Raw genomic sequence first — 12,514 nt, 5'->3', positions numbered from 1 at the left:
AGGTTCAGCGAGCTCTGATACTAATTCCGTTCTGATCCGTCAGAACGACCAGGGACCCGAACTTCAAGGTGTTGCCAAAAGAGTCCCTGACGATGGTCGCGTAGAGACTCGCCAGGTAATCGACTTTTGGTGGCTCCGTACTGGTTGACGGACCCTGGGTGAATACGACAGACGAAATCAGCGCTTCGTACGTTTGATTTGCGGTGTTCTTTCGGATGAGAATGTTGCTGAACAAACGGCGCGCGCGTTTGTCACCTAACCCGGTGAATGACATCCTGAGCAAGTCTTCGAGTGTTTCGTCTTTCCCAGAATCTTTTTCATCGCTCGATCCCGTCTGACACAGCAAATAGGTGGCTCCCGGCTCGAAAAGCTCCCGCACCCCAACCGCATTTTTGTTGTCCATCAGCCATGCGTAATGCGATATGAAATCCTCCACTTCATGCCGTTCTTCTGGGGTCGGGACGGCATAGCTTCTGGATTTTTTGAAGAATTCGTCTCCGTCTCCCGCTATGTCTGCGGGGCATTGCGGAGTTTGGGCGAACGCGCTTACTGAAAAGCCGATACTTATGGCAAATGCCAACGTCGCAATTTTAACAAGCGCAGTCATAGGTCCCTCCTTGATGATTACAGGGGGTTCGGACCGTTGGCATAGGCTTTCATCATTTGCGGACCAAACCGAAGCCTCGTCTATAAAGACGTCCTTGTCCGCCGAAGCTGACAATACAGTGAAAATCGTTCGATTGTTGAATATCGCCCTGTGCTATTGTAGCTTCAACTAAAATAATGCGCAAGTTCTAGTAGCAGCCGGCGGTTAAACATTATACGGGGCGGCGATGAGTGATGTCGGGCATTGGCTGGCGGAAATCGGACTAGAGCATCTTGCGGAACAGTTCGCCTATGCCCAAATCGATCTGAACAATCTGCCATTGATCACCGAACATGATTTAATCGAAATGGGCGTGCGCGTGGGTCCGCGACGCACGCTACTTGCCGCGATTGCGGCAATGAAGACGCCCATGGCGAGGGAAGAGAAAAATCCTGTCGAGCGACGTCAGCTGACCATCCTTTTTTGTGACATGGTCGGATCCACGGAATTCGCGGCGCGTCTCGATCCGGAGGATTTCAGTCAGTTAACCCAGCTTTACCTCGCGCGTTGCAGCGCCATTGCCCGTTCCCATGGAGGATACGTAGCAAATTATGTGGGTGATGCGTTTCAAGTTCTGTTTGGCTATCCGACCTCGGAAGAAAACAACGCCGAGCGCGCGTTGCAGCTAGCATTCGATGTTCAGGCCGCCGTCGCGCAGTTGGAGTCTCCTGATGGAACACCCCTGCACGTGCGGATAGGAATTGCCACGGGCCTCGTTGTTGTTGGTGATATCGAAGGAGCTCCGGCTGGCGTTTCCACGGTTGCGTTCGGTCCCGTTCCGAACCTTGCACAAAGGCTGGAGACGCTAGCAGAGCCAGACACCATACTCGTTGATCAGAATACGTACGAAGCAACGGCTACCAATTTCGAGTTCGTGGATCTCGGGCCGAAAAGCCTGAAGGGTTTCACTCGCGCGATCCACGTCCGCCGTGCGATCAAGGAGTTGTCTGGTACGTACCGATTTAGCGCGCAATCACGACTGACTCCTCTGGTAGGCCGGGACTCCGAACTGCAACGGCTGCTGACTAGCTGGCGATCAGTCGAACTCGCCGAAACCGGCGGCGTGACCGCCATCAGCGGCGAGCCCGGTATTGGCAAGTCCAGGCTCGTTTTCGAATTGCGAAGAGGGCTTCAACAGAGAAAGACTTTGATAGCGCAATGTTCTCCGGCTTTTTCGAACAGCGCCCTTTATCCGTTCCTCCGGCTGCTCAAGCAGGAGGCCGGCCTCGCTGATGGCGAACCCCCGAACTTGGCGTCCGAGAAACTGACCTCGTTCCTTTCTTTGACGGGAGTACCACTGTCGGTCAGCTACCCAATCTTCGCGCGATTGCTAGCCCTGGAGCATCCCTCGTTCCCGCCGTCCGAACTCGACTCCGCCCAACAGGAGCAGACGATCACGGCTGCTTTTGTCGGCTGGCTCAAGCATCTGGCGAGCGAGGAACCGATACTATGCGTCGTCGAGGATGAACAATGGATCGACCCGTCTTCACGAAGGCTCTTGCAGGCGCTCGTGGGAGCCTCGTCGGAAGCTCGTATCCTCTTTCTCGTGACATCTCGCAATATTCCGGTGCTTAACGGGAAATTCGACCACCTAAAGCTGACAAGGCTTTCCCGGGAAGAAGCCGGAAACGTGATTGGAAGCCTGACATGCGAGACCGAGCTTGATCCAGAGGTTGTCAACAGGCTCCTGGCAAAGGCCGAAGGTGTTCCCTTGTTTCTCGAGGAACTCGCGCGTTCGACACTCGAAGACGCGGCGGAAGCGCGCGAGGACAGCTTTCAAAATGGCGACAGGCGGGCAACCATTCCAGCTTCGCTGCAGTCCGCCCTGCTTTCCCGACTTGACAAGCTCGGGGGAGTAAAGGTCGTCGCCCAGACGGCGGCCGTGATCGGACGGGAGTTCGACTTGAACACGCTTGCCCATGTTGTCGGAGTGTCGACGGATGTCCTCCGGCCCCAGATCGAGCAGCTGGTAGACGTAGGCTTGGTTGCGCCGCAGCCCTTCAGCAATTGGCCACGTTATACTTTTTCACACAGTCTGCTCCAGGAGGCGGCGCGCAGCGCGCTGCTGCGCGACAGACGACGGCAGCTTCATGCCCTGGTGGCGCAAGCGATCGAACTTACTGAACCGCGCACAGTGGTCGAGCATCCGGAGGTGCTTGCACAACACTACGACGAGGCCAGCCTGTTCGAGCGCGCCGCCGACTATTGGCTCAGCGCGGCTAGGAAGCTTGCAGCGACATGGGCCAAGGTGGAAGCCGCAAATATGTTCCTCAAGGGCGTTGAGTGCGTTCGACGGATGCCTGCCTCGACCACTCGTGATAGAAAGGGACTCGCCTTAGAATTGGAAAGAGGCGATGTCCTCTACGCCGCGTACGGCTACCTAACAGCGGACAGCAACTCCGCCTACCGCAACGTCATGCGCCTGAGCGAAACCGTCGGCGATCCAGAAGCGGCGATCAACGCGTTGGACGGCCTCTTCGGAATAGCCTTCAATTCGGCGCGCTTTCCCGACGCGGAATGGGCGAGCGACCAGTTGAAGGAAATCGGCGTTCGCGAAAACAATCTCAAGGCGCTGGTGCTTGGGCTGCAATTTGCGGGCATGTGTGCGTTTGTCCGTGGTCGATTCTCGCAGGCTCGGGAGGCGTTGGAACGAGCCCTATCACACAATTCCAGCGCCAACAGGATCGGCAGCGACTTTCCGAGCATGACGATGGTGTATCTGTCGTGGACGCTCGAGATGCTCGGCGAAGATAAACGTGCTTTTGAGCTCTTCCTTGCGGCAGAGGAAGATGCTCGAAGCCAGAGCGACTATCGAGTTGCCGCGTGTCTCGGCAATGGCTGCATTCTGATGTCCCTTAGACAGGATACCGCGACGCTTAACCGATTGGTAGACGAACTTGTCCCGCTTGCTACCCGCAACGGGTTTCAGCTCTGGCTCAAGATGGCAATTTTCTTTTCGGGCTGGCTGAAGGTGACGGAATCACATGACCCCTCCGGCATCGCACAGATGCAAAACATCTGCGACGATATGGGCGATCAGGAGGTCGATAAGACCTGTTACCTCGGCGTATTGGCGGACAGTCTGCTTCAAGTCGGCGATCTCGCCGAAGCAACTGGCGCAGTCGGAAAGGGCATGACACTAGGTACCCGCACCGGGGAGCATTACTACACGGCCGAGCTGATGCGCCTCCGCGGTGAGGTTCTTGCCAGAGCCGGCCTTCGCTTTGAAGCCGGAAAGATGATGCGAGAAGCTCTCGAATACGCCGCTTTCCAAGGAGCGGTAGTGTGGGAAACAAGAGCAAAGCGATCGCTTGCAGCCCTGCAATAAATCGCGTCACGATGCGAGTAAGCCGCGTCAAGTCTGAAAGTTGCACTTCATCAGTCACCCGGCATTGGAAATGCATTGCGCTTGGCTGCTAAACCGTCGGCGGGCTCCAACGCGGCTTTAACTCGACGGGCAACGCCATCCACGGCGGCCGGATATCGCTTTCGCTCGACGATCAAGCATGCGGAGGAACTTGGTGGCCGACCGCATTGCCTGAGCGAAGTCCCGCTTACGCTGGAACTAGCGGAGTGGCGGGCCAATCACCTTAGATAGGAACGGAGCCATTTTCGCGAGCATGGCGCGAACAAGCTCTTATACTTGGACGGCTGCGACCGAAGATATTGGTTCGGTGCGGTGACCTGCCCGCCAAGTTCCGCCGCTGCATGCCATGGCCAGCGCGGATCGTAGAGTATATCGCACGGGCGAGAGCGACGAGATCGGCGTCGCCCGTGGCAACAATAGCTTCCGCCTGCGTTGGCCCTGTTATAAGCCCAACCGCCACGACAGGAATGTTGACGGCAGCTTTGATAGTCCGTGCGAGCGGTACCTGGTAACTCGGGCTTATCGGAATGGACTGCGCGGGTGAAAGACCGCCACTTGATACGTGGATTGCATCGCACCCCTTGCCTTCCATCGCCTGGGCAAAGGCGACCGACTGTTCGATATCCAGACCTCCGTCCACTCAATCGGTCGCGCAGACCCTCATCGTTACCGCGCGATCACCAGGAAAAGAAGCTCGGACGGGTCGCCGTGAGCATTCGGCTCGATCCACAAGTGGTCGATGCTTTCACGGCCAAAGACGAAGGCTGGCAAAGCCGGATAAATGAGACACTGCGGAAGGCGGTAGGGCTATAGCACTCCGCGGCTCCGTTTGTCATTGCCCCGCAAATGCAGACTTTTAGTTTAAAACTGCTCGCGCAATGCTCTGTTGCGCGTCTCCCGCTCAGCGCCCCGCCACCCCTGGGTGCCCCTCGCCTTACTTGGAGGCGCGTGCCAGTGACCGGGCGATATCGACGATGTCATCGCGCGAGGCGGTTGGGTCCTCCTTGTTCCAGGCGACACCAAGTCCGATCCTGAAGTCGATGCCCCTGACCGCCTTCAGCTCGAAGGCCCGGTTCGGCAGGCCCTCGGTCCATTCCGGCGCAAAGCCGATGCCAAGCCCGGCCGAGACCAGCGACACCAGCGAATAGGTGTCGTCGCAGCTATAGGCGATGTTGCGGGTCAGATCGTATTCCTCGAACTTCTCGTTGAAGTACCGCTCGGTGTAGGAGAGGTTCTTGCGATTGAAGGCGATGATCCTTTCCGAGCGCAGGTCGTCGATGCCAATCTCCGTCCGCTCCGCCAGTGGGTTCGTCCTCGCCACCGCCAGCATATAGCGCTCATGGGCGATCGAGGAGAAGCGCAACGAGCCGATGTTTTCCACCGGTCGGATGAAGCCGAGATTGATCTGGCCGTTTTCCAGGCCGCGGATGATGTCGCCGGTATTGCCGCTTGAGATATGGATGCGGATATCCGGGTACTTGCGGGCGATCTTTCCAAGGAACGCCGGCAGCACGCCGGTGGTCGCCGGATAGACGGTGCCGATCCTGATCTGCCTTATCGTCTTGCCGGCCACCGCCCTGGTGATCTCGGCGGAAAGGTCGACCTCGCTCAGGATCCCGACGCAGCGCTCGTGGAAGATCTCCCCCGCCCTGGTCAGTTCCACCCGCCTGGTCGAGCGGATGAACAGCGCGCAGCCGAGTTCGCGCTCCAGTGCCTGCACATGGTTGGAAAGCGCCGGCTGGGCGATGCGCACCTTGGCGGCCGCCCGGCCGAAATGCAGTTCCTCGGCCACCGCGACGAAGTAGGAGAGCTGGCGTAGTTCCATGTGGAGGAGCTCCCCGTATTTGATGCGCGCGCAACCGTATGCCGGGCGCGATTGCTCCCAGCATGCCTTGCACGTTGATGGCACTATGAATACGGTGTATCTATAACATCATCGTCGATACGTCAATACCCTGTATCGAAATAAATACGAGGTCTTCGTGAATCCATCTCAAGCTCGAGCCGCCCGCGCGATGTTGAAGCTTGGCGTCCGGGAAGTTGCCGAATTGGCAAGGGTGACAGCGAACACAGTGAGCCGCGTCGAACAGGATGATGCAGGCCCGCGCGGACCGCAACCGGTTACAATAGACGCCATAAAGCGCGTATATGAAGAGCGTGGAATCATCTTTTTTGAAGAAGGAAACGCGCCCACCGGGGGCAAAGGCGTCCGGCTCACGAGATAGACCTGACTGAGCGGTCTTAGAGGCAACGAACTAGGCATCCAGATCAAATAGCTAACCTCGCAAAACGCCAGACCTATGGCCAAGACGAACTCTATCCAGCCCTCCCCTCGATCATCAGGAGGCGACCACGTTCACTAACGAGCATCGCGTCATTTTACGTTGATGATGGAGCAGGCCAAGGCACCCGCCGAAGCATCCAACCTACGATTTGGTGGACGCTGCGTTGCGATCCCACAATGATCATGTGTGTACACCGGCCGGTTCTCAAGATCGGAGCGGTGATCGGTGCCTGGCAACGACAAAGGTGGGATAAAACCTCGGCGTGCGGGTTCACTGCCTTGCACTCACTGGCGTTATCTCGCTAGTTCGGCAGGTAAAATTTGAAGACCGATTTTGAACCGGCAAGCAGATGAGAGTGGCCGTCGCATGGACAGCCTGACACCAGAAGAACGCAGTATACGAATGGGATTGGTGCGTAGCCGGGACACCAAGCCGGAGATGGTGGTCCGACGCCTCCTCCACCGGATGGGCTATCGATATCGCTTGCATGGCAAGGGATTGCCCGGAAAGCCCGATATTGTCTTTGGAAAACGCCGCAAGGTCATTTTCATTCATGGCTGCTTTTGGCATCGTCACGACGATCCCACCTGCCGCCTCGCGCGACTGCCGAAGTCGCGGTTGGAGTTTTGGGAACCGAAATTCGAGACGACCGTGGCGCGAGATGCCAGGGCGGAAGCCAATCTTCAGGGCCGGGGTTGGCAGGTTTTAGTTGTCTGGGAATGTGAATTGCGGAATAGTGAACCATTAGAGAACAAATTAAGGCAATTCCTGGAGGGATAATGCGGGCAATCGAACTTTTCGCCGGGGCGGGCGGCCTAGGCATGGGGGTGAGCCGCGCTGGTTTCACCCCGCAAGCCGTCGTTGAATGGGATCGCTGGTGCTGCGACACGATCCGCGAGAATCGCGAGAAAGGGATCGCTTCTCTCGCAGGCTGGCCCATGCCGATCGAGGGCGACGTCCGTGGCGTCGACTTTCGCGGGTTCGAGGGCAAGCTTGATCTTGTGACTGGCGGTCCGCCATGTCAGCCGTTTTCCCTGGGGGGAAAGCACCAGGCTCACGCCGATCGCCGCGATATGTGGCCAGAGGCCGTCCGCGCGGTCCGGGAGACCCGGCCGCGCGCCTTCATCTTCGAGAATGTCAAGGGCCTGACCCGCGAGAGTTTCGCGACCTACGTCTCTCACATCCTGCTGCAAATGACCTATCCGGACATAGTCGCGAAATCCGAGGAGGGCTGGGAAGGTCACCTTCAGCGGCTAGAGCGCCACCATACCAGCCGCCGGCGGGTCGCCGGGCTAGAATACCGCGTCGTGTATCGCGTGCTCAACGCCGCCAACCATGGTGTGCCGCAGCGTCGGGAGCGCGTCGTCTTCGTGGGCTTCCGGTCGGACGTTGATATCAAGTGGGCATTTCCCGCGGAAACTCATTCCCTGGACGCCCTTCTGTGGGACCAGGTTCACGGTGATTATTGGGATCGGCATCGAGTTCGAGAGGCCGATCGGGATATAGGGGACCGCTATCGTCAACGCGTGGCGCGATTGGGTCGGCAGCCGGATACCCTGCCGTGGCGGACCACGCGCGACGCGATCGCCGACCTGCCGGATCCGGAGCGCGAGCCAAAGCAATCCATGACCTACCTCAATCACCGTTTCCAGCCCGGAGCCAGATCATATCCGGGGCATACGGGCAGTCCGCTCGACGAGCCGGCGAAGACGCTCAAGGCGGGCGTCCATGGCGTGCCTGGTGGCGAAAACATGCTGCTGCGTCCCGATGGCAGCGTCCGATATTTCACCGTGCGCGAAAGCGCGCGGCTTCAAACTTTCCCCGACGACTTCCGTTTGCATGGATCATGGTCCGAGGCCATGCGTCAGCTTGGTAATGCCGTGCCGGTTGAGCTAGCGCATGTCGTGGCGTCGAGCGTAAACGCGCATTTGCAGTTCAAGGCTTCCGGAATCGCCGCATGACAGGTTATGTCGAATTTGAGTTCGATCTTCCTGGAGCCCTGCTTGTTCGACTGATCGAAGTTTTGGACGGCTTGGGTGCCGTGCCCTTGAACACCACCAACCTCGCCGCCATTCCGGAAGAACAAGGCGTTTATCAGCTTTTTCTGGACGATCAGCTTGTTTACATCGGCAAAACCGATGCCGACGCCGGCCTTCACAAGCGCCTGTCGCGCCATGCACGCAAGGTGATGCATCGCGTCGGCCTCGACCCTGCTCGTGTAAGCTTCAAGGCGGTGCGCGTGTTCGTGTTTACCGCCGTGGATCTGGAATCTGACCTGATCCGTCATTACGGCGGCGTCAAGGCTATTGATTGGAATGGTAGTGGCTTCGGATCGAACGATCCGGGCCGCGAGCGAGACACAACCAGGGTCGATCCAAGGAACTTCGACGCAAAGTTCCCAATCGACATCGATAGGGAGATGGCGTTCGCCATCGATCAGAATGAGACCGCGGCGAGCGCGCTCGCACGGCTGAAGGATGCCCTGCCTTACACTTTCCGATATCAAGGAAAGGGCGGTGGGAGCCGAAAACCCCATATGGACCTAGCATCCGTGTCCCTCCCCGCCAAGGGCGGGCCGATGACACCACGAGAGGCGATCAAAAGCATCGTGAGCCACCTGCCCGGTGGGTGGCAAGCCACGGCCTTGCCCGGCTACATTATTCTTTACAAGGAAGAGCGGGAATACCCCCAGGCGGAAGTAATCATTTCACGATAGTGTTCATGGCGGCGCCAGGGGAGGAGTTTGTCGCCCAATGCTCGGCTCCCGCGTCGGAGCCTGCGAATACCGCGTTTGCATTTTGTTGTCATCGATGAAGCGGATTGCCATTAAGAACTGGACGCAGAGCTACGTCACCAGCATTCTCACACCAAGGGAATGGCGATCGAGGAAAACATCCGCCTCATCAGGTCTCTCTCTGAAAGCCTAAAAGCTCTCCGTCGAGAACGTTGATTGAGAAAATTGCGCGCCTTCAGGCAAAACTCAATCGGTATGACGGAAATCGGTCGAAGAAAGCGCACTGAGGTCGCGCGAGGCGGGCTGACGCCTTAAACACCGTGCCCTCTAGACTGGGCGGACAAGGCGAATGCAAGTAGCGGCCATGAGCACAATGGCTGTAGAGCAAAAAGGGCGCTCGACCCTTGCGGGGAGCGCCCTTATCCTGTCGGACACGAGCAGCTCGACGACGTCGATACCACGCGCATCCATTTTTCAGGCAGGACGGGTATATGGACCCTTTCCTCCGAGGTTTCAAGAGGCGGTTCAGCGGTTCCACACGATAATCGACCGCGGTCGATCAGGAGGCGACACCAGTGATCGGATTGACCACGGGTCGTTCGCTTTTGTCCCTGACCCCGGCCGGCTGCACCACCGGCGGCGCCATCGATTCCGCGTCGGCCGGCTCCGGTTTCTCGGGAACGGCCCCGACATCCTTGGGTCGCCGCTGCTCGGGCTTTACGTTTTGATCATTCGTCGACATTGTCTGTCTCCTTTCCAGGAGGAAGTCATGACCATCGACATGGTTCCGGTGATGGGATGGAGGATTACTGATGCTTGACAGGTTTTTGCTGCTGGGGCCCGAGGACGCGCGCTTCACGATCCTTCTCGCGCATGGCGCCGGCGCGCCGATGGATTCGGCATCGATGACATCGGCGGCAAATGCGCTCGCCGGCGTCGGCTTCCGTGTCGCCCGTTTCGAATTCGCCTACATGGCGGCCCGCCGTACCTCGGAAGGTCGTAAACCACCGCCGCGCGCCGAAACACTCAATCCCGAATACGAGGGGGCGATTGCCGAGCTCGGCGCTAGCGGCCCGCTGATCATCGGCGGCAAGTCGATGGGTGGCCGGGTCGCCAGCATGGTGGCCGACGATCTCCATCGTCGAGGAAAGATCGCCGGCCTGCTCTGCCTCGGCTATCCCTTCCATCCGCCCGGCCAGCCTGGGAAGCTGCGCACCGGCCATCTCAGGAGACTGACGACGCCGGCGCTGATCTGCCAGGGAACCCGCGACGAATTCGGTACGCGGGATGAAGTGCCGGGCTACGATCTGTCCGATAGGATCGAGATCCTCTGGCTCGAGGATGGCGACCACGATCTCAAGCCGCGCAAGACGATCTCCGGCTTCTCCACTGCCGACCACCTCGCCACGATGGCGAAGGCGGTGAAGGCATGGGCCGAGCGTCTCCCAGTCTAGGCGTTGCCTCTTGGTCGCCGCCTACTTGCAAGCTTCCTCACATCGATGCGCCGGTCGGTGGCGGAGACCGTGATTTCGAAGTGGTCGACCTGCACCACGTCGCGGATATTGCGCGGCCGGTGAGCGACAATGTTGACGCCGCCTCTCAGCCGGACACTGTCATAGAGGATACCGGCGCCGCCGCTCGAGCGCACCTCTTCTCCCAGCACTTGCGAGGCCGCATAGCTGGTGCCGTCATAGACATCGGGCCTTAGCGTCTGCTCTCCGCGAATATCGAGGTAATCACCAGCCAGATTGGCCGAATAGCTTCGATAGGTGCGCGCCATCGTCGTAACTCCGCGCGCGACGGCTTCGCGCCTCAGGTGATGGCCGACCTCCGCGGCGGCTGCTTTCAGATTGTCGGCGGCATACCAGGCGCCGAGATCCGGGCCATTGAAGCGCATTCCGCCGGGTGCGACATGCAGGAACGCCGCCATCACTATGCTGGAGTTGGGTGTGCCATAAACCCACTCTGCCTCGGGAAGCCGCCGGATGCGGTCGGCGACAAGACGGTCGTTGGTCCAGCCGACCAACTCCATCACGGCTTCGAGATCGGCCGCCCTTGTCACCGTCTCAAAAAGTCCGATCGGCGGAAATTGCGACGGAATCAGCCGGAACGACGGACGCGGCGCCTCGGCAAAACGATCCCTCACCGGAAGACGATGTCCGCATCTTCGTAAGGCGTGAACGCGTCGTCGAGGATATTTGGCTGCATGTAGAGACCACCTCGCGCGCCATCGAGAAACCGACGGACGGTCATCAACCCGTCCTGGGTCCCGTTGCTCACGATATCAAGCGGCGGGTGGCCGCCGAAAACCGCCGCCTGATGCGGTGTGCGCAGCCAGGCGACGCCGGCGCGTTCATCGGAAAACAGCACGCCGAGCGCCTGATGGATGCCGAGCACGGCCGAGATCCGGGTCAGCGTATCGACATCGAGCGTGAAGGAGCCGTGCTCGCGCGCCTGCTTGGCCCAATTGTGGTAAGTCGACCGCGAGGGATAACCGAGCACGAGCAGACGCTGCTCCTCGGTCAGCCCCCACAGATCGGCGATCGCCAGAAAGGTTCGCAGTGCCGGGGCGCTCAGCCTCTTGCGGTTGATCGGAGCGAACCGCTCGGGTTCCAACCGCTGTTCTTCCCGGCCATCTCGTTGCACCCTTGGCGCATGCCGCATGATAAGTCTCCCGTCTTGAACTAGACTTAGTCCAGATCTGGTCTTTTTTCAAGCGCATCTGATCAAACGCACCTGCTGATGGCTCCGATGGCTCGTATAGTCCAAGCAGCAGCCCGTGGGGAATATAAGTTGGAAATCACCACGCCTTTTCCGCAAAACGTCTTTGCCAACCGTAGCGCCAATGTTACCTCTTCCTTATTCCCGCCCGACGCGAATCAAAGGACAACAAATGAGGGTCGACTTCGGAACGGTCGCGTTGCGTTTTTTGGGTATGGCATCATTGGCAGCAGCCGCCATCTCGGTTGCGGGCTCGGCGACCGCCGGCGAGCAGATATTCGATGAACTACGCTTCGGCGTCTCGGCCTCCGTACAATCGGGCCATTCCAGGGAAGACGGCGTCTTTCCGGAGATTACCGCTCTCTTCGATCCCTTCGGCTACAACACTGCGGTCGGCTGGCAGCAACAGCTGCTGCATCCTCGTGTTCATCTCGGCACCTCGATCGGCACGTCAGGCGAGGCCACCCAGTTCTTCACCGGATTCACCTGGACGGTCGATTTCAACGAGAAGCTTTTTGCCGAAGCCGGCTTCGGCGGCGTCATTCATACCGGCGAGCTCGACGGCGATGACGACGGCCCGGAACTCGGCTGTCGCGTCCTTTTCCACGAATATCTGGGCGCCGGCTATCGTTTCAATCCGCACTGGAATGTGATGGCCCAGATCGCCCATTCATCGCACGCCAATCTCTGCGGCGGGCCAAACGACGGCATGACGCGCGCCGGCTTGCAGGTCGGCTACAAGTTCTAAGCACAGCTGCTTT

Annotated in this window: 12 protein-coding genes and 1 pseudogene; 7 read left to right on the top strand and 6 right to left on the bottom strand. The window is 59.0% G+C overall.

Features of this window, described 5'->3' with window-relative positions; all coding sequences use genetic code 11:
* Positions 1 to 4: 4 nt before the first annotated feature.
* A complete protein-coding gene (locus tag AC244Q_RS28875) occupies positions 5 to 607 on the bottom strand; it encodes a nuclear transport factor 2 family protein (RefSeq protein WP_128408195.1) in 603 nt (200 codons plus the stop codon).
* A 226-nt stretch (positions 608 to 833) separates the two neighbouring features.
* Here AC244Q_RS28875 and AC244Q_RS28870 point away from each other — a divergent pair, with 226 nt between their 5' ends.
* Positions 834 to 3,974 carry an adenylate/guanylate cyclase domain-containing protein gene (locus tag AC244Q_RS28870; protein ID WP_128408196.1) on the top strand — a complete coding sequence of 1,047 codons (3,141 nt, stop codon included), beginning with the start codon at positions 834 to 836 and terminating at the stop codon, positions 3,972 to 3,974.
* Positions 3,975 to 4,231: 257 nt separating this feature from the next.
* On the opposite strand, the pseudogene AC244Q_RS28865 reads toward AC244Q_RS28870, so the two are convergent.
* Positions 4,232 to 4,713: pseudogene (locus AC244Q_RS28865) on the bottom strand (oxidoreductase); the annotation flags it as partial.
* 8 nt (positions 4,714 to 4,721) lie between these two features.
* On the opposite strand from AC244Q_RS28865, the gene AC244Q_RS28860 reads away from it, so the two are divergent.
* Positions 4,722 to 4,826 (top strand): BrnA antitoxin family protein, encoded by a 105-nt coding sequence (locus AC244Q_RS28860; RefSeq protein WP_348625840.1) that lies wholly within the window; start codon positions 4,722 to 4,724, stop codon positions 4,824 to 4,826.
* Positions 4,827 to 4,947: 121 nt separating this feature from the next.
* Here AC244Q_RS28860 and AC244Q_RS28855 read toward each other — a convergent pair whose 3' ends face one another.
* Positions 4,948 to 5,838 (bottom strand): LysR family transcriptional regulator, encoded by an 891-nt coding sequence (locus AC244Q_RS28855; RefSeq protein WP_128408306.1) that lies wholly within the window; start codon positions 5,836 to 5,838, stop codon positions 4,948 to 4,950.
* A gap of 826 nt (positions 5,839 to 6,664) precedes the next feature.
* On the opposite strand from AC244Q_RS28855, the gene AC244Q_RS28850 reads away from it, so the two are divergent.
* Genes AC244Q_RS28850 through AC244Q_RS28840 form a run of 3 tightly spaced genes read left to right on the top strand, consistent with a single transcriptional unit; the run spans position 6,665 to position 9,014 of the window.
* On the top strand, positions 6,665 to 7,078 hold the full coding sequence (locus AC244Q_RS28850; protein WP_128407540.1) for a very short patch repair endonuclease: 414 nt from the start codon (positions 6,665 to 6,667) through the stop codon (positions 7,076 to 7,078).
* On the top strand, positions 7,078 to 8,259 hold the full coding sequence (locus tag AC244Q_RS28845) for a DNA cytosine methyltransferase (protein WP_128407539.1): 1,182 nt from the start codon (positions 7,078 to 7,080) through the stop codon (positions 8,257 to 8,259). Before AC244Q_RS28850 ends, AC244Q_RS28845 begins: the two co-directional genes overlap by 1 nt.
* A complete protein-coding gene (locus AC244Q_RS28840; protein ID WP_017996775.1) occupies positions 8,256 to 9,014 on the top strand; it encodes a GIY-YIG nuclease family protein in 759 nt (252 codons plus the stop codon). Before AC244Q_RS28845 ends, AC244Q_RS28840 begins: the two co-directional genes overlap by 4 nt.
* Positions 9,015 to 9,591: 577 nt before the next feature.
* Here the strand turns inward: AC244Q_RS28840 and AC244Q_RS28835 are convergent.
* Positions 9,592 to 9,774, bottom strand: a complete 183-nt coding sequence (locus AC244Q_RS28835) for a hypothetical protein (protein ID WP_003548476.1) — start codon at positions 9,772 to 9,774, stop codon at positions 9,592 to 9,594.
* Between the two features lie 70 nt (positions 9,775 to 9,844).
* On the opposite strand from AC244Q_RS28835, the gene AC244Q_RS28830 reads away from it, so the two are divergent.
* Positions 9,845 to 10,486: an alpha/beta hydrolase family protein gene (locus AC244Q_RS28830; RefSeq protein WP_128407538.1), complete on the top strand. Its 642-nt coding sequence runs from the start codon at positions 9,845 to 9,847 to the stop codon at positions 10,484 to 10,486.
* Here AC244Q_RS28830 and AC244Q_RS28825 read toward each other — a convergent pair.
* Positions 10,483 to 11,178 (bottom strand): RES family NAD+ phosphorylase, encoded by a 696-nt coding sequence (locus AC244Q_RS28825; protein WP_128407537.1) that lies wholly within the window; start codon positions 11,176 to 11,178, stop codon positions 10,483 to 10,485. The genes AC244Q_RS28830 and AC244Q_RS28825 overlap by 4 nt on opposite strands.
* Positions 11,175 to 11,696, bottom strand: a complete 522-nt coding sequence (locus AC244Q_RS28820; protein ID WP_128407536.1) for an MbcA/ParS/Xre antitoxin family protein — start codon at positions 11,694 to 11,696, stop codon at positions 11,175 to 11,177. The genes AC244Q_RS28825 and AC244Q_RS28820 overlap by 4 nt, the downstream gene beginning before the upstream one ends.
* A 229-nt stretch (positions 11,697 to 11,925) precedes the next feature.
* Here AC244Q_RS28820 and AC244Q_RS28815 point away from each other — a divergent pair, with 229 nt between their 5' ends.
* The gene (locus tag AC244Q_RS28815; protein WP_128407535.1) at positions 11,926 to 12,501 is read left to right on the top strand and encodes an acyloxyacyl hydrolase; all 576 of its coding nucleotides are present in this window, start codon (positions 11,926 to 11,928) and stop codon (positions 12,499 to 12,501) included.
* Positions 12,502 to 12,514 lie beyond the last annotated feature (13 nt).

Source organism: Rhizobium sp. CB2179, assembly GCF_057653455.1.
Note: the sequence above shows the minus strand (reverse complement) of the source record. Positions and strands in the feature narration are given on the sequence as shown.